At 46.3% G+C, this 17,062-nt stretch carries 15 protein-coding genes; 2 read left to right on the top strand and 13 right to left on the bottom strand.

Annotated features, from left to right (window positions below):
• Positions 1-14: 14 nt before the first annotated feature.
• The 6 genes from DW931_RS07995 to DW931_RS16475 form a co-directional block, all read right to left on the bottom strand.
• The gene (locus tag DW931_RS07995; RefSeq protein WP_118468272.1) at positions 15-2,093 is read right to left on the bottom strand and encodes a hydantoinase/oxoprolinase family protein; all 2,079 of its coding nucleotides are present in this window, start codon (positions 2,091-2,093) and stop codon (positions 15-17) included.
• Between the two features lie 19 nt (positions 2,094-2,112).
• A complete protein-coding gene (locus tag DW931_RS07990; protein ID WP_118468274.1) occupies positions 2,113-3,192 on the bottom strand; it encodes an SIS domain-containing protein in 1,080 nt (359 codons plus the stop codon).
• A 38-nt stretch (positions 3,193-3,230) separates the two neighbouring features.
• Positions 3,231-4,376, bottom strand: coding sequence for an ROK family transcriptional regulator (locus DW931_RS07985; protein ID WP_117796220.1), 1,146 nt, complete (start codon positions 4,374-4,376; stop codon positions 3,231-3,233).
• Positions 4,377-5,204: 828 nt separating this feature from the next.
• Entirely contained in the window at positions 5,205-5,675 is a 471-nt protein-coding gene (locus DW931_RS07975; RefSeq protein WP_118468278.1) for an LURP-one-related family protein, read from the bottom strand.
• Entirely contained in the window at positions 5,672-6,271 is a 600-nt protein-coding gene (locus DW931_RS07970; protein WP_107000571.1) for a methyltransferase domain-containing protein, read from the bottom strand. Before DW931_RS07970 ends, DW931_RS07975 begins: the two co-directional genes overlap by 4 nt.
• Positions 6,272-6,664: 393 nt before the next feature.
• Positions 6,665-6,910: a hypothetical protein gene (locus DW931_RS16475; protein WP_338126566.1), complete on the bottom strand. Its 246-nt coding sequence runs from the start codon at positions 6,908-6,910 to the stop codon at positions 6,665-6,667.
• Positions 6,911-6,937: 27 nt separating this feature from the next.
• Between DW931_RS16475 and DW931_RS16470 the strand changes: the two genes are divergently transcribed.
• Positions 6,938-7,360, top strand: a complete 423-nt coding sequence (locus DW931_RS16470) for a hypothetical protein (protein ID WP_338126565.1) — start codon at positions 6,938-6,940, stop codon at positions 7,358-7,360.
• A 157-nt stretch (positions 7,361-7,517) separates the two neighbouring features.
• On the opposite strand, the gene carB is transcribed toward DW931_RS16470, so the two are convergent.
• Both carB and DW931_RS16080 read right to left on the bottom strand, forming a co-directional pair.
• On the bottom strand, positions 7,518-10,730 hold the full coding sequence (carB, locus tag DW931_RS07960; RefSeq protein WP_118626943.1) for a carbamoyl-phosphate synthase large subunit: 3,213 nt from the start codon (positions 10,728-10,730) through the stop codon (positions 7,518-7,520).
• Positions 10,731-10,790: 60 nt separating this feature from the next.
• The gene (locus DW931_RS16080) at positions 10,791-10,934 is read right to left on the bottom strand and encodes a hypothetical protein (RefSeq protein WP_182432162.1); all 144 of its coding nucleotides are present in this window, start codon (positions 10,932-10,934) and stop codon (positions 10,791-10,793) included.
• Between the two features lie 206 nt (positions 10,935-11,140).
• Here DW931_RS16080 and DW931_RS07955 point away from each other — a divergent pair, with 206 nt between their 5' ends.
• On the top strand, positions 11,141-11,566 hold the full coding sequence (locus DW931_RS07955; RefSeq protein WP_107000574.1) for a DUF3842 family protein: 426 nt from the start codon (positions 11,141-11,143) through the stop codon (positions 11,564-11,566).
• Between the two features lie 21 nt (positions 11,567-11,587).
• On the opposite strand, the gene DW931_RS07950 is transcribed toward DW931_RS07955, so the two are convergent.
• From DW931_RS07950 to infB, 5 genes are all read right to left on the bottom strand, one after another.
• A complete protein-coding gene (locus DW931_RS07950; protein ID WP_118468282.1) occupies positions 11,588-12,514 on the bottom strand; it encodes a bifunctional riboflavin kinase/FAD synthetase in 927 nt (308 codons plus the stop codon).
• Between the two features lies 1 nt (position 12,515).
• The gene (truB, locus tag DW931_RS07945; RefSeq protein ID WP_022360142.1) at positions 12,516-13,493 is read right to left on the bottom strand and encodes a tRNA pseudouridine(55) synthase TruB; all 978 of its coding nucleotides are present in this window, start codon (positions 13,491-13,493) and stop codon (positions 12,516-12,518) included.
• Between the two features lie 82 nt (positions 13,494-13,575).
• Positions 13,576-14,547: a bifunctional oligoribonuclease/PAP phosphatase NrnA gene (locus DW931_RS07940; RefSeq protein WP_118468284.1), complete on the bottom strand. Its 972-nt coding sequence runs from the start codon at positions 14,545-14,547 to the stop codon at positions 13,576-13,578.
• Complete coding sequence (gene rbfA, locus DW931_RS07935) at positions 14,540-14,932, bottom strand: 30S ribosome-binding factor RbfA (protein ID WP_022360140.1); 393 nt, start codon at positions 14,930-14,932, stop codon at positions 14,540-14,542. The genes DW931_RS07940 and rbfA overlap by 8 nt, the downstream gene beginning before the upstream one ends.
• A 16-nt stretch (positions 14,933-14,948) precedes the next feature.
• The coding region (gene infB / locus DW931_RS07930) for a translation initiation factor IF-2 (protein ID WP_243036931.1) at positions 14,949-17,062 on the bottom strand (2,114 nt) is incomplete at its 5' end.

The following is a 17,062-nucleotide window of genomic DNA, read 5'->3' as shown; positions in this document are numbered from 1 at the left end:
TTTCATTCCTCCTTTTAGTTCTCTTCTAATGCTTCCATCTTCCCAGTCTCATGATTTGCAATCTTCACAACCAAATTCATTCTCTCATCTACTGTCACCTTATCGCCAGGCCCTACTACGGACGTAGCTCCTGTTTCCTCTATGATTGCCGGACCGATAAAGCTGTTACCTGCTTTTAAAGCATCTCGCTTATATACGGCTGTATCCAGCCACTCTCCCATAAAATAAGCTTTTCGAATTTCTTCTGGTTTTGGAAGTTCCTTGCTAATTTCTCCTTTTGAATACAAGTTACTTTTGTCCATTTCCCCAACTACAGAAAGACGCAAACTAACCAACTCCATGGGATCATTCTTCTTAAATCCATAAGAACGCTCATGTGCATCACTGAAATCATTCACAAGCTTATCCCAAACCAGCTGATTCACCGGGCTATTGGGTACCGAAATCGTTAATTCGTAGGCCTGACCAAAATAACGGATATCTATTTTTCTCTCAAAACTTACGCTACTCTCTGATACGCCATCTCGAGCCATTTCTTTTCTTGCTTCAGCCTCTAATTTTTCAAATTTTTCTTCCATATGGTCGAAAGAAACATCTTTTTCATGTTTATGATACGTGCATACTTCATCATATCTAATTGGTGCAACTAATAATCCAAAAGCAGAAAAGTTTCCAGGTGCGATAGGAATAACAACTGTTCCTATATCCAGAGTTCTTGCCAGTTCAACCGCATGAAGTGCTCCCGCTCCTCCATATGGCAGAAGCACAAACTTTCTCGGATCGATTCCTCTTTCTACCGTCATAACTCTAATTGCTCTGACCATGTTGGAATTCGCTACACGAAGAATTCCCTCTGCTACTTCCTCCACTGTCATATTTAATTTTACGGCCAATTTTTCTTCTATCGCTTTCCGTGCAGCCGCCACATCCAGGTGCATTTTTCCACCTAGCAATTTTTCACCCACACGACCTAACACAGCATGAGCATCTGTTACTGTTGGTTCTGTTCCTCCTTTGCTATAACAAACCGGTCCCGGTACTGCTCCTGCACTGCGAGGACCAACCCGAAGCGCTCCGCCAGCATCCAGCCATGCTATAGAGCCTCCTCCTGCTCCAATCGTAGTAATATCTATATGTGGGAATTTTACCGGAAATCCCTCAATCACTCCTTCACCTGTGATACCAATAGAACCATTCTGCACAATTCCTACATCAAATGACGTTCCTCCAAGATCTCCAGTAATAATATTATGATAATCCGTAATCTTGGAAAGAAATTCGGCAGCCAAAACACCTCCAGCCGGACCAGATAATAACGTATTCACACTCTTCTGAGCTGCAATCTGATCGGTCATCATACCTCCAGAAGATTGCATAATAGTCAATGGAGAATTAATCCCATTTTCATCTAATCGTCTACGCAACTGGGATACATATTTCTGCATTCTTGGCTGAACATATGCATTCATAACGGTTGTATTCATTCGTTCAAATTCACGAAACTCCGGCAAAATTTCACTAGATACAGACACTGGAAAATCTGGTGCGATTTCACGAATAACTTCCAACGCTTTTTTCTCATTTTCATCATTCGCATAAGAATGAAGAAAACAGATTGCAATGGATTCCGCTCCCTCTTCCATTAATTCATGAATCGTTTTCTTTAATTCCTCCATATCCAACTGCACCAATACAGTTCCCGTATAATCCATTCTTTCGTCTGCCTCCCGACGAAGATATCGGGGAATTAATGAAGCTGGTTTTCTAGCATGTAAATCATAAAGTTCTGGTCTGCTCTGGCGACCAATATCTAAAACATCTCTAAATCCTTTTGTTGTTATTAATGCTGTTACAGCGCCGTTTCGTTCCAAAAGTGTATTTGTAGCCACTGTCGTTCCATGTGCAACACCCGTCACACAATCTGGTGCTACTCCCAACTCTTCTAAAAGTGCTCTAATTCCGTTCAGAACACCTATACTTTGATCTTCAGGTGTAGAAGGCGTTTTTGCAAAATACACCTTACCATCTTCATTTATTCCGACTACATCGGTAAACGTTCCTCCTACATCTACACCTAATTTCAATTTAGCCATTTTTCATCCTCCTTTATCTCTATCCCTGGTAATAATTTACTTTCGGCATATATTTACTTCCTAGCATCTTATGAAATTCTGGGTATCTTGATTGTTCCGGGTGACGTCCTTTCTTTTCTGTTACATCATTAGCCAGCCATTGTAATGGAATAATGTAAAATAATGGAGTTAAAATTTCATCCATTCCTCCTGGAAGCGAGATAAAACGACCTTTTATTTCAATCTCTTTTTCAAAGCCCTCGTAACCAATAACTGTCACGTGATCCGAATGCTCCTGAGCAAATTGAATCATTCTCTTTATTCGCTCTACTCCAGGTCCCTCGTTTACCAAAAAAATCAAATATGACCACTTTTCAAGACAATGATACGGACCATGCATGTACTCTTCCACATCATATACCTCTACCGGGATTCGCACTCCTTCTAATACCTTAAGAGCCCCTTCTTTAGCTGCAGCTGTTAAAGTACCACCTCCGATAATTGTCACAGATGGAGCAGATTTATACTCCTCCGCAAAATCTTCAATTTCTTCAGATGTACATCTCAAACTTTGCTCCATCCATTTTGGAACTAACGAAATGTCTAATTCCTTACCAGCTAATCCCGCAGCATATAAATACAACATTGCTATAGTCGAAGTAAATCCCTTCGTTTTGGCCCCTACCAGTTCTTCTCCTGTACATGTATCCAAAATCGCCTCAGCACTTTTTCCGCCAGGATTATCAGGCTCGGCTGTTACCATAACGGTTCTAGCCCCATACTCTCTTCCTTTTTCCAAACAATGTATCGTCCCAATACTACGTGCCGTCTGTGAAATTCCTAAAATCAGCGTTTTCTCATCTAGTCGATAATGTGGATAGTAATACAAAAAATCAAATGGGGTAAACACCTGAACCTCTGCATTGAACCATTTTGTAAATGCATATTTAGCCGCAATTGCTGTATGAAGTGAGGTTCCAGAACCAATTAAATAGATTTTATCAAATGGACCTTTTCCCACTATAGAATACACACTATCACACACTTTTTCTGCATTTTGGCAAACTCTTCTAATTGTGTCTGGCTGTTCCAATATACAGCTCTTCATGGTTTGCTTCATTCTATGTATGCCTCCCAACTCTTGTATTTTTCTCTATTTTATTTTTTTACCTGTATATCCTGCTCTTCGATTTTTTTTGAAGCAAAATTAATTGCTCCTAGAGCTCCTGCTTTTCCTCCCAAGTTTGCCAAACAAATATCCGCCTGAATTGGCGTAAGCCTGCCAACCTCCTCTCGAATCCGCTGAATCACAGATCCCATAGAATCAGAAACTCCACCGCCTATTACAACCTTCTCTGGATTTAAAAGACTAATCGTATTGGCTATCGCAACTGAAAAATCACGAACAAATTTGTCTATTACCGGTATTACTGAGGCATCTCCTCGGCTATATGCTGTAAATAATGCTTCTGCCGAACCAACAATTTGATCCAGTGCCGAGCCAGAACATTTTTTTTCTAAAATTCCCTGTTGTCCTAATTTATTAATTTCCCCTTTTTCCACATCAGAACTTTCTAAATAATATCCTAATTCTCCTGCTCTTCCTTGAGCCCCCAATACCAACTGTCCACCACATACTAATGCTCCGCCAATACCTGTTCCCAATGCAATAAACAACATATCATCCGTCTGTTCACCTGAACCTATCCAACGTTCACCTAATGCTGCCAGATTCACATCATTTCCGACATACACTGGAAATGAAAAATATTCATTCATTAAACTTTGCAAAGGAAATTGATTCCACGATAATGCTTTGGCACGCACCACTGTTCCATCTGAATCCACCGTTCCCGGGACTCCAATTCCCATGCCAAATATCATTTCTCGTTTAATTCCTGCTGCTTCTAATGACTCCTCTACAATCTGGACTAATTCCTCAAACTGATTTTTGGTTGGTATTTTTTTTTCGTACACAATATTACCCACCAAATCTGTTATCAAAAACAAAAGTTTTGTTCCGCCAATATCCATGCCAATACAATACGCAGATTTTGGATTAAATCCCAACATAGTAGATGGGCGTCCAACCCCTGATGGAGACATACAGTCTCCATACTCAACTAGGAGCTTTTTCTTAATTAATTCATCTACAATCGCACTAACTGTTGTTTTACTTAAATTTAATGCCTTTGATATCTGTGCACGGCTAATCGGCTGTTTCTCCTTGACCATATTCAGAATCAATGTCCGATTAATTTTTCGTATTAATTCTAAATGCCCTAAATTTCCATTCTTCTCCATATTACACCCCTTACTCACTTAATTAGTTCAGTGCACTTACTAATTCTTTTAAAAATTACCTCTCGTATTAAGCAAGAGGATTTATATATAAAATACACTTTTATTATTCTGTTTTCAATAGGATTTTTCAACAAAATATCTTTATATTTTCGTAAAAATTACCAAAACGCGTTTCACATAATTTGTTTCTTCAGAAAACTAAATGTCATTTTCAAGATACACGTCTATATATGCTGAACTCTTTTTGCAATGCAATTGATAATTCATAAAATCAATTATATCTAACAAAAATGCAATTACAAACCAAAGATGACAGTAACTGTCAACCTGTAACGAATCAACAATTTCAAGAATGTTTTTACTAACCTTCTATATGGTTCCACACATACCCATGCAGTAGAACTTTCAACATTTCCTTATCTCGCTCTTCCCAGGCGGCTTGTACATTCTCCATATCGAACATGGGCATTCTTCGTAAATCTGATATGCTGAAATCTCCCAAGAGCAGGCGTGGCAAAGGCAACTGAAAGAAACGATAGCAACAAAAAACAGGTCCGGACGCACGGAGAGTAATCAGTGTATCTGAACCTAGCTTTTCTATGGTCTTTCCGATGAATAGCTTGGCTGGCTTTTCATTGAAATTTCTTATGCTTTTTTTCGTTGACATTTAATACTGTTCAATGTATCATATAATCAAGAAATGGGTTTGTTACCGTACAGCTATTGCTTAAGCGGGATGCTCGTTTCTTTTTTGTGTTCACCATATCGTCCTGTCATTATTCAAGAATGCCTCGGTGCTCTTGTAGCAAAAAGCAGACGCACCCTTTCTTACGTCCTCGAACATTTTTCCGCATCGATCGCCAGCACAAACATTAATGCATCCAGTGCATATTCCGGCTCATTTACCTGAATAACATACGTGTCCGTCATATGGAACAGCTCTTTGCTGACACTGGCAACCGAATATCCCCTTTGATCGAGGATATTATAATCCCATTCCATAATCGAACCGTCGATATGCCAGCCATTGTAATCAATATTGTAATGCGGTGTCAGAAAAGAGATTTCTTTACTCAGACATCCGATATAGGTGCCGTTTTTATATATCTCAAATTTGGGCAGAAATGTCAGTACACGCTGAACAACCATTCCAATTTCATTGCCGTCTGCATCATATATCACCAGCTTATGGCCCCAGGATAACTGGCCTTTTACCACATATACTGTATTGCCAAACTCATCATAAATATCATAACTGTCAAACCACGAAAATAACCGCTGTTTAAATAAAAGCTTCATAAAATCACCTCAAATATCATAATCCGTTCTCTTTTGTCCTCGCCCGGAAACAAATCCGATGTGTCGATCTCATCATAAAACATTAGCTGTTCCTCCGTCATCAGACAACTGATATATTCCTCCGATGGATAATAAAAAAACAGCAGTATCTCTCTCTGATTTTCGTAATAGGACTCATATATCCTGGCAAGAACAGAATGCAATATCTCTAACGAAAATGGATTAAAAAAATAACACCGGTTCACTTCTGGAGGAAGCTCATAGTTCTCCGCACTGCTTAAGATAAAGGAAGTACGGTTTCCGGACACTGCCGTCTCCTTATTTTCTGTTGCCCCCTGATAAATACGTTCATCGTATTCGATTCCGATTGTTTTACACCTTGTCTGATAGGACAAATAAAAACAGACTCTTCCCTTGCCGGTCCCATAGTCCAATAAGGTATTATTCTTACGGATTAATCCGCTGTTCGCCAACCGTTCCAGGACCACGTATGCCGTCGGTTCGTATGGGTATCGGTATTGATCCGCATGCGAATCGTCTCTGCCGCTTGTTCGGATTTTCAGGAATCTATCCCATTGAGTTTCATTTTGGTTCATGGTATATCTCCCGTATCATTTACTCGATTCTTATATCTACAGAATATAGGAAATTGGCAGCGCTTGTCAACTTGCAGCTTTGGAAAGAAAAAAATTGCAAATATGTAAATCTCCCATCGTCTTATTACGCACAGATCTGGTTGTTAATTCTTGGCAAATCTAATATTTCGTACTATAACTATTCTGTACCGTTTTCTCTGTACTGGGCATCGGCTTCGCGTTTTTTGTTTCATAGGACACAATTTCCCATGGAACAAAGAAATCGCACCTGATTCACAAGATACGGAACCATTCCTTAGGTTTTATTACGAAAGAAGGCTTTTTATGATTTCCCATCTCCTTACCTTAACTGCCTGGTCTATGACGCCGCCCGCAGTCTGGTCTCCCTTTCATTTAGTATTTATGCTGATCGGCATCCCACTCGCCGCCTTTGCCGCCTGGAAGCTGCGGACGCGCTCCGAAGCGTTCCGTCTGCATCTGCTCTTTGCCTGCGGTGTTTTTCTGGCATTTTCCGAGGTCTACAAACAGCTTTTTCTCTATTACATAGAAAACAACCGGCACTACGACTGGTGGTATTTTCCATTCCAGCTCTGTAGCCTGCCGATGTACCTCTGCCTGCTGCTGCCCTTTGTTCCGCATAAATATCAACGTATTTTTTGCACTTTTATGTATAATTACAACCTGCTCGGTGCCGTCATGGTGTTCGTCGATCCGTCCGGTCTGATGCACCCGTACTGGACGCTGACCCTGCATGGATTTATCTGGCATATCCTTCTGATCTTCATCGGGCTGCTCATCGCCTTTTCCCGCATGGTGCTGCCAACCGCCAAAGGATTCTGGCAGTCTACAGCTGTATTTGCGGTCGGATGCGTCATCGCAACTATCATCAATGTTACCTCGCATCCGTATGGAAACGCGGATATGTTTTATATCACGCCGTACTACGCGACCACGCAGATTGTGTACTCCCAGATCGCTGCTAAATTTGGAATTTTTGCCGGAAACACGGTGTATGTGCTTTCAATCATTTTGGGCGCATGGCTGCTGCATCTCGTATATGAAATTCTCTCCCACAGAACCTGCCACTGACAGCCTCTTCCAGATGCATGGCAACTTTAAAAGAGCGCCAGCCCCGCATTCACAGCCGGGCAGACGCTCTTTTCTATAATAGCTCAATTAATTCACTGTCACGGTAAAATCCACTGAAACGACTCTGTAACAATGGATTTTACCCTTTTATTTTTATTTACTGAATCTCGCTATGGAACTCCTGCAGGGACTTAACCTCCAGATGTCCGTTCTTCTTGATACTTCTCAGAGCCTGTACGGTAGCCTTTGCTGCTGCCATGTTGGTGAAGTACGGAATCTTCGCCTTTACAGCTGCCTTACGGATGTAGCTGTCATCGCCTCTGCCCTTCTTATCGTTCGGGGTATTGATAATGATTGCCACTTCTCCGTTGGTAATCTTATCTAAAATGTTCGGACGGCCTTCGTTGATCTTGCATACCTTCTCAGCCGGAAGTCCTGCTGCTACCATCACATCACAGGTTCTGCCTGTACCCATCAGGGTAAAGCCACACTCGTAGAAGCCTCTTGCAACCTCGATCAGCTCTATCTTATCCTTGTCATTGACACTCAGGAGGACAGTTCCTGAGGAAGGAAGACGTGTCTGGGTTGCTTCCTGTGCCTTGTAGATAGCCTCACCAACGCTGGTGGACATACCAAGAACCTCACCGGTGGAACGCATCTCCGGTCCAAGTACCGGGTCAACCTCCGGGAACATCTTGAACGGGAATACCGGCATCTTAACACCGTAGTGCGGAATCTTCTTCTCTTTCAGTGCCGGAACCGGTGACGGACGACCTGTTAAGTAGGAAGTCATGATATCCGTTGCCAGTTTTACCATCTTGATGTTGCATACTTTAGATACCAGCGGCACGGTACGGGATGCTCTCGGGTTTGCCTCCAGCACGTATACTTCGCCGTCCTCGATTGCATACTGCATGTTCATCAGACCTACAACGTGCATCTCTTTTGCAATACGGCTTGTGTAATCACGGATTGTCTCTACCTGATCCTTGGTCAGATTTCTGGACGGAAGGATACAAGCGGAGTCACCGGAGTGGATACCTGCCAGCTCGATATGCTCCATAACAGCCGGAACAAATACGTTCTCGCCATCGCTGATAGCATCTGCCTCACACTCGGTTGCATGATGCAGGAAACGGTCAATCAGGATCGGACGATCCGGAGTTACACCGACAGCTGCTCTCATATAGAAGGTCATCGCTTCATCGTCATGAACAACCTCCATGCCGCGGCCGCCAAGTACATAGGACGGACGAACCATAACCGGGTAACCGATCTTATTCGCAATCTCTAATGCGTCATCAACGGTAACTGCCATGTCTGACTCCGGCATCGGAATCTGCAGTTTATCCATCATCGCACGGAACAGGTCACGATCCTCTGCCATGTCGATGGTTTCCGGAGTTGTACCCAGAATATTGACACCATATTTCTTCAGGTCTGCTGCCAGGTTCAGCGGTGTCTGGCCACCAAACTGTGCGATAACTCCCAGCGGTTTCTCCTTATGATAGATGCTTAATACATCTTCCAGAGTCAGCGGCTCGAAATACAGTTTATCGGAGGTATCATAGTCTGTAGATACGGTCTCTGGGTTGCAGTTAACGATAATTGTCTCAAATCCAAGCTCTTTCAGAGCGATAGCTGCATGTACGCAGCAGTAGTCGAACTCAATACCCTGACCGATACGGTTCGGACCGCCGCCCAGAATCATGATCTTCTTGTTGTCGCTGCACGGACTCTGATCCTTGATGTGATAGCTGGAGAAGTAGTATGCAGAATCCGGTGTGGCACTTACGTGTACGCCCTCCCAGCCTTCTACGATACCTTCTTTGGTTCTTGCATCGCGGATCTCTTCCTCTGTAACGCCTAACAGCTCGCTTAAATATTTATCTGCAAAACCGTCCAGCTTCGCCTGGCGGAGAACCTCAACCGGCGGAACCTCGCCCTTATACTGCATCAGGCTTTCTTCCTCTTCTACCAGTTCTTTCATCTGCTGGATGAAGTAATGTTTAATCTTGGTTAATTCGAACAGCTCGTCTACGGTAGCGCCCTTACGAAGTGCCTCGTACATAATAAACTGACGTTCGCTGCTCGGAACATGCAGCATCGCAAGCAGTTCTTTTTTTGTCTTCTTATCGAAGTCTTTCGCATGACCAAGACCGTAGCGGCCTCTCTCCAGGCTTCGGATTGCCTTCTGGAATGCCTCTTTGTAGGTCTTTCCGATACTCATAACCTCGCCGACTGCCTTCATCTGGGTTCCCAGCTTGTCCTCTGCGCCTTTGAACTTCTCAAATGCCCAGCGTGCAAACTTGATAACGATATAGTCGCCGGACGGAACATACTGATCCAGAGTACCGCTCTTGCCGCATGGAATCTCATCCAGAGTCATACCGGTTGCCAGCATCGCTGATACCAGTGCAATCGGGAAACCAGTTGCCTTGGATGCCAGGGCGGACGAACGGGAGGTTCTCGGGTTGATCTCGATAACAATATCACGGTCTGTCTTCGGATCGTGTGCCCACTGTACGTTGGTACCGCCGATTACCTGGATTGCTTCTACGATCTTGTAGGATTTCTCCTGCAGACGTTTCTGTACTTCTTCCGAAATGGTTAACATCGGAGCAGAACAGAAGGAATCTCCGGTGTGTACGCCCAGCGGATCAATATTTTCAATAAAGCAGACAGTGATCATGTTGTTCTTCGCATCGCGGACAACTTCCAGCTCAAGCTCTTCCCATCCAAGGATAGACTCCTCTACCAGAACCTGACCAACCATGCTGGCCTGCAGGCCTCTTGCACACACGGTCTTCAGTTCTTCTACGTTATATACAAGACCGCCGCCTTCGCCGCCCATGGTGTAAGCCGGACGAAGAACAACCGGATAACCCAGTTTATCTGCGATTGCCAGTGCATCCTCAACGCTGTAGGCAACCTCACTTCTAGCCATCTCGATGCCCAGGCTTTCCATTGTATGCTTAAACTCGATACGGTCCTCACCACGCTCGATAGCATCAACCTGAACGCCGATTACTTTAACATCATATTTATCCAGAACACCTGCTGCTGCCAATTCGGAGCAGAGGTTCAGTCCGGACTGTCCACCCAGGTTCGGGAGCAGCGCATCCGGGCGCTCTTTTTCAATGATCTGAGTCAGACGGTCTACGTTCAGCGGCTCAATATAAGTCACATCTGCTGTCTCCGGATCCGTCATAATCGTAGCCGGATTGGAATTGACCAGCACAATCTCATAGCCGAGTTTTCTCAGTGCCTTGCACGCCTGTGTTCCCGAATAATCGAACTCACACGCCTGTCCGATAATGATTGGACCGGAACCGATAATCAATACTTTGTGAATGTCATTTCTCCTCATGTTTTCTCCCTCTCATTGTCTGCTGTTTTTTTGCTTTAAAAAAGCGGCCTCCCGGATCAACTAAAAATCAAGCACCCCCGCGGTGCCTTCACGCGCGTCTGTCTGATCTTCCGTCACCCTGACAGCCTCCGCCAATCGCAGCTCTGCCAGACCCCAGTTAGCCATTATCAGCATTATAATAGAAAGCGCTTTATTTGTAAACAAAAAATTTTACAAAAATCGATCTTTTTCGCTTTTCAAATTTGATCTTCTATGATATTATAGTAAAGATATACTGGGGTGTTTATTTTGTCCAAAAGGCAGATTTAGACCCTCTTATTTTCGTTCCTGCGCGAGAATGTGCCAAGGCACATTCTTTTTTATTATCTTGTCCTACGAAAATCCTACGAAAAGGAAAGGGGTTATCCATTATGAAAAAAGTTGTCATCATCGACGGTCAGGGCGGACGCATGGGGCGCGCTCTCGTAGAAGAAATCCAGAAACTCTGTCCCGGACAGCCGCTTCTCGCGCTCGGTGCCAACACCACTGCCACTGCCGCGATGATGAAAGCCGGAGCTGCCATGGGCGCCACCGGAGAAAACCCCGTTCTCGTCGCCTGCCGCGATGCCGACCTAATCATCGGACCAATCGGCATCGTCATTGCAGACTCCCTCTTAGGAGAAATCACCCCTGCCATGGCAGCCGCCATCGGACAAAGCCGCGCCCAGAAAATCCTGATTCCTGTCAGTGGAAGCTCCTATTGCCGCCATATTTTAGTAGGAACACAGAATTTACCAATGAATGAATATATCCATTTGGCGGCAGAGGAAGCAGCTGCCTACCTGAATCATATTTAAAAAATGCACGAAGCTGAACTCTCATCGTTCCGCTCCGTGCATTTTTCTCCCGGTCTCTTTATCCTTCAAAACCTGCATCTTCAACTCATCCACCCCGGAAAATTTCATCTCCGGCCGCATAAAATCCAAAAAATGAACCTCTATCTTTTTCCCATACAGGTTTTCATCCAGATCATAGATATATGTCTCCGCCCCCGCTGGTCGTTCTCCGGCAATCGTCGGTTTTTTTCCAATATTCGTGATACTTCCATAAGAAGCACCATCAATCACCGTCCGGGAGAGATATACCCCGAACGCCGGAAGATGTTTCTGGATTCCCGGCAGGATATTCGCCGTCGGAAAACCTAGGGTGGAACCTAAATGCTCCCCGTGTACTACCTGTCCGCTGATCCGGTACTCGTATCCCAACAGTTCATTCGCCTTGCGGATATTTCCCTTCGCCAGCTCTTCCCGGATATAGGTGCTGCTGATCTCGCGATCGCCGTCCATCGCCTTTTCAACGATCGACACCTCATATCCATATTTCGGTGCCAGTTTCCGAAGCAGTTCAGCATCGCCCTTCCGCTGGTAGCCAAAATGGCAGTCCGGACCGGACACGATCGCCTTTGCGCCCATCTTGCCGACCAGAATCTCGGCAACAAACTGTTCCGGGTCCATATGTGCGACTTCCTGGTTGAACGGATATTCCACCAGATACTCCACCCCCGCCTCGCGCAGGTTCTCCTCGCGCTCCTCGTTGGTCGTGATCATCGTCTGCAGCTTTCCCCGGATCAAGGTTCCCGGTGCCGTCTCAAAGGTAAACACCGCTGGTTTATATCCTTTTTCCCGATACCGCATCACTTCCCGCAGCAGCTTCTGATGCCCTCTGTGAAGACCGTCAAACTTACCGATCGTGACCGCAGTCGGCTCTTTTATCTGAAATTCTCTGGTTCCGGCAAAATACTGCATCTTACTCTCCTCCCAGAAAGATCTTACGTGGTTTCCATTGTTTCTTCTCCGGCTGATAGGCATAGAGACCGATAAACTGGTTTGCGCTGTCATAGACGCGGATTATTCCAGAATCCGGAAGTACCATCTCTGAGTTTCCATCCGCAGAAACCTGGTGTTCAGCCAAACTGCTTCCGATCTGCACCAAGCAGCCGTCTCTCGGTCCCAGCCCCTTCGGGAATGGATTTCCATTCTGCAGAAGCTTATCCAGAACTTCGCTCTCCGATACATACGCCGGGCAGTCCTCAAACATTCCATCCACCGGCACGATCCTATCCTCGATCTGACCGGCTTTCGCCAGCGCTTCCACCTCGGACAGGCGCAGGCTGTCCCCGATCGCAAATCGATCGACGCGGGTGCGGATCAGTTTTTCCATACAGCCGCCGCATCCCAGCTTTTCACCGATGTCATGGCACAGGGTACGGATGTAGGTTCCCTTGGAACAGGTCACGGTCATCGTCACACGCGGCAGTTCCACCGCATCTATCTGAAGATCATAGATTTCCACCGGACGCGCTGCCCGCTCTACCTCTTTTCCGGCTCTCGCCAACTCGTAGAGCTTCTTTCCGTTGACCTTGAGCGCCGAATACATCGGCGGTACCTGCATATATGGACCAACAAAGCTCTCCGCCGCCCCGCGGACTGCCGGTTCTGTCAGCTGTTCCGTCGGTTTCTCCGAAAGAATCGTTCCTGTCATATCCTGCGTATCGGTTTCGGTTCCCAGCAAAAGAACTGCCTGATACGTCTTCCTCTTATCCGTCAAAAGGTCGCACAGCTTCGTTCCCTTCCCCAGACATACAGGGAGTACGCCCTCCGCTGCCGGATCGAGCGTACCCGTATGACCGATCTTTTTCTGTCTCAAAATGCCCCGGAGCTTCGCCACCACATCGTGGGACGTAAACCCCGGTTCTTTATAAATGTTTATCACACCGTGAAACATAAAATCTCCTAAAAAATCAGAACTATTACCGTCCATGCGCTGTGCACCTGAAAGCAGGCAGCGCAATCAGCAACAGAACCTCCTATTCCTCCCTACGGGCATCCATCTGTTTCTCAATATGTCCCGTCAGGTTGTTGATCACATCCCTCGGATGTCCCTGCATCGTGCAGCCCGCCGCGTGGATGTGTCCGCCGCCGCCGAAATACGCCGCCACCTTGCTCACATCGACATAGTCGTTGGAACGAAGGCTGACCTTGTACTCGTTGAACGCCTTTTCATAGATGAAAATGGCACATTCCACTCCTTCGGTAATCCGGAGCTGATCGATAATGCCATCCAGATCGTTCGTATCGACACCGTAAAACTCCATTTCTTTCTGGGAAACCACACTGAAAATACATCTTCCATCCAGAATCCGTGTACTGCTAAGCAGCGCTTTTCCGAGAATCTGGTTCTGTGCGTAGGTCTTGCGGTAAAAGCTGTCGTCGATGATCTTCGCCGCGTTCACGCCTTTTTCCATCAGCGCGCCCGCGATTTCCATCGTTTTCCGGGTCGTTGAATTGTACTTAAATACACCTGTGTCATGCACAATTCCGGTATAGAGACACTCTGCCGCCTCCCTGCTGATCTTTGCCTCATCAAGAAGCGTGTATAACACTTCGCTGCAGGAGCTTGCGTCCGGAATGATGTAATTTTGTTCAGCAAATCCTGTATTGGTTCTGTGATGATCGATACAGAGTGTCTTGGCGGCGCTGTCAAAATAGACCGCGTAGGCGCCCAGACGCTCTTTGTCGCTGGCATCCAGCGTAATGCACAGATCAAACTGTTTTTCCGGCACAATCTCGGTATGAATTTTCTCAAAATCATTCATATAAGAAAATTTAGCAGCCGGATGGTCGAGAAACAGTTCTGCCTCTATCTGCGGATAATTCTCCCGCAGATAGTTAAGCAGTCCCAGAGTCGTTCCGATACAGTCCCCGTCCGGATGGATGTGACCAAGCAGTACGATGTGCTCCGCCCCTTCCAGTGACGCCTCTAAGATATTTTTACTCATTTTCTTCCTCATCTCCCGATTCTGAGTCTCTGAGGTTTTCAGTTACTTCATCGATCAGGCGGGTCATGTGTACACCGTACTCAATCGACTGATCGAGAATAAATGTAATTTCCGGCGTATTCCGTAAATTAATGCGTTTTGCAAGCTGGGTGCGGACAAATCCGACAGCACTTTTCAGTCCCTGGATCGTATCCTTCGCCGCTTCCTCGTTGCCTAACACGCTGATATACGCCTTGCAGTACTTGAGATCCGGAGTTACCTCCACGGAGACAACCGTTGTCATCGGATGAATCCGCGGATCTTTCAGCTCACGGCTGATGATGGAACTCAGCTCTCTCTGTACTTCACTGTTAATTCTTGTATTTTTAATGCTATTTTTACGCATGAATCCCTCTGCCTTTCTAGCGCGGAACCTCTACCATCGCATATGCTTCGATCATATCGTCTTCCTGCAGATCGTTGAACTTCTCAAATACAAGACCACACTCGTATCCGGAAGCAACTTCCTTCACGTCGTCCTTGAAACGCTTTAAGGATGCCAGCGGACCATCGAAGATCTGCTCGCCGTCACGGGTAATACGTGCCTTGCAGCCTCTCTGGAATTTACCATCCAGGACGTAGGAACCAGCGATAGTACCAACGCCGGAAGCCTTGAAGGTCTGACGTACAACGGCGTGACCGATTACCTGCTCCTCGTAAATCGGGTCAAGCATACCCTTCATCGCTGCCTCGACATCCTCGATTGCCTGATAGATGACGCGGTAGAGACGAACGTCTACTTTCTCACGCTCTGCGATGGACTTCGCGGTTGCGTCCGGGCGCACATTGAAACCAATAATGATCGCGTTGGATGCGGCTGCCAGACTGACGTCGGACTCGTTGATCGCACCAACACCGCCGTGGATGACCTTGACTACGACTTCCTCGTTGGACAGCTTCATCAGGCTCTGTTTTACTGCCTCGACAGAACCCTGTACGTCTGCCTTGACGATCAGTGGAAGTTCCTTTACATTTCCTGCCTTGATCTGGGAGAACAGATCGTCCAGGGAAAGCTTCATCTTTGTATCTTCAATTAACTTATTCTTGCTCTCAGAGATAAAGGTTTCTGCAAAGCTTCTTGCCTCTTTCTCGTTCTCCGGCTGTACAAATACCTCGCCGGCGTTCGGCACGTCATTAAGACCCAGAATCTCAACCGGAGTGGACGGACCAGCCTCTTTGACGCGGCGTCCTTTATCGTCCATCATCGCACGGACACGACCGTAGCAGGCACCTGCCGCGATCGGATCACCGACATGCAGGGTACCTTTCTGTACCAGGACGGTCGCAACCGGACCTTTACCCTTATCCAGCTCCGCCTCGATGACAAGACCTCTCGCATTACGGTTCGGGTTTGCCTTTAACTCTTTGACCTCTGCGGTCAGAAGGATCATCTCAAGCAGTTCCTTGATACCTTCCTTGGTATGTGCAGATACCGGAACGAAGATGGTGCTGCCGCCCCAGTCCTCCGGAACCAGTTCGTACTCGATAAGCTCCTGTTTTACCTTCTCGATATTGGCACTCGGCTTATCGATCTTGTTGATCGCTACGATGATCTCAACACCTGCTGCCTTCGCATGGTTGATCGCCTCGATGGTCTGCGGCATAACACCGTCATCTGCTGCAACAACGAGGATTGCAATATCAGTGGATTTTGCACCACGCATACGCATTGCGGTAAATGCCTCATGTCCCGGCGTATCGAGGAATGTGATCTTCTGTCCGTTGATCTCTACCATGTACGCACCGATGTGCTGGGTGATACCGCCTGCCTCTTTTGCAGTTACATTGGTCTGGCGGATTGCATCCAGAAGGGAGGTTTTACCATGATCGACATGACCCATAACGCATACAACCGGCGGACGGGTTACCATGTCCTTCTCATCCTCTTCTTCCTCTTTCAGAAGTTCCTCGATGACGTCAACCTTGACCTCTTTCTCACAGAGTACGTCAAACTCCATCGCGATCTCTTCTGCCTGCTCGTAATCTACTTCCTGATTAATGGTGACAACCTTGCCCTGTAAAAAGAGCTTCTTTACAATCACAGACGGCTGAAGTTTCATCTTGTCTGCGAGATCCTTGATGGTGATTACCTCCGGGATCGTGATTGTCTTGATCTCCTCAACCTTTGCCTCCTTCTTCTGCGGCGGCTGAACAGCGCTCTTTACGTTCTTTCCGCCTCTTCCCTTGGAGTGCATCTCTTCCTCATGGTCGATCTTGCTATATTTATCGTTCTTGTAATTATTCTTATTCTGCTTGTTGTTCTGCGGTTTCTGTACAACCGGGCTGTCGAAGGATGGCTTCGGAATATTTAAACCGCCGCGTCCATCGCGTCCGCCTCTCTGACCATCACGGCCGCCCTGATAGCCGCCGCTTCTCTGTCCGTCACGGCCGCCCTGATAGCCGCCGCTTCTCTGTCCATCGCGGTTTCCCTGATAGCCGCCGCTTCTCTGTCCATCGCGGTTTCCCTGATAGCCGC

Origin of the sequence: Clostridium sp. AM43-3BH, assembly GCF_003479985.1 — a bacterium.
Taxonomy (GTDB): Bacteria; Bacillota; Clostridia; order Lachnospirales; family Lachnospiraceae; genus Otoolea; species Otoolea fessa.
Note: the sequence above shows the minus strand (reverse complement) of the source record. Positions and strands in the feature narration are given on the sequence as shown.

Excerpts from the sequence above, each read along its gene's own strand:
- DW931_RS07995 (WP_118468272.1), bottom strand. The coding sequence starts at position 2,093 with ATGGCTAAATTGAAATTAGGTGTAGATGTAGGAGGAACGTTTACCGAT.
- DW931_RS07940 (WP_118468284.1), bottom strand. The coding sequence starts at position 14,547 with ATGAGTAAAAATATCTTAGAGGCGTCACTGGAAGGGGCGGAGCACATC.
- carB (WP_118626943.1), bottom strand. The coding sequence starts at position 10,730 with ATGAGGAGAAATGACATTCACAAAGTATTGATTATCGGTTCCGGTCCA.
- DW931_RS16475 (WP_338126566.1), bottom strand. The coding sequence starts at position 6,910 with ATGCGGAACAAAGGGCAGCAGCAGGCAGAGGTACATCGGCAGGCTACA.
- DW931_RS07975 (WP_118468278.1), bottom strand. The coding sequence starts at position 5,675 with ATGAAGCTTTTATTTAAACAGCGGTTATTTTCGTGGTTTGACAGTTAT.
- DW931_RS07985 (WP_117796220.1), bottom strand. The coding sequence starts at position 4,376 with ATGGAGAAGAATGGAAATTTAGGGCATTTAGAATTAATACGAAAAATT.
- DW931_RS07990 (WP_118468274.1), bottom strand. The coding sequence starts at position 3,192 with ATGAAGCAAACCATGAAGAGCTGTATATTGGAACAGCCAGACACAATT.
- truB (WP_022360142.1), bottom strand. The coding sequence starts at position 13,493 with ATGTTTCACGGTGTGATAAACATTTATAAAGAACCGGGGTTTACGTCC.
- DW931_RS07955 (WP_107000574.1), top strand. The coding sequence starts at position 11,141 with ATGAAAAAAGTTGTCATCATCGACGGTCAGGGCGGACGCATGGGGCGC.
- DW931_RS07970 (WP_107000571.1), bottom strand. The coding sequence starts at position 6,271 with ATGAACCAAAATGAAACTCAATGGGATAGATTCCTGAAAATCCGAACA.
- DW931_RS07950 (WP_118468282.1), bottom strand. The coding sequence starts at position 12,514 with ATGCAGTATTTTGCCGGAACCAGAGAATTTCAGATAAAAGAGCCGACT.
- rbfA (WP_022360140.1), bottom strand. The coding sequence starts at position 14,932 with ATGCGTAAAAATAGCATTAAAAATACAAGAATTAACAGTGAAGTACAG.
- DW931_RS16470 (WP_338126565.1), top strand. The coding sequence starts at position 6,938 with ATGTATAATTACAACCTGCTCGGTGCCGTCATGGTGTTCGTCGATCCG.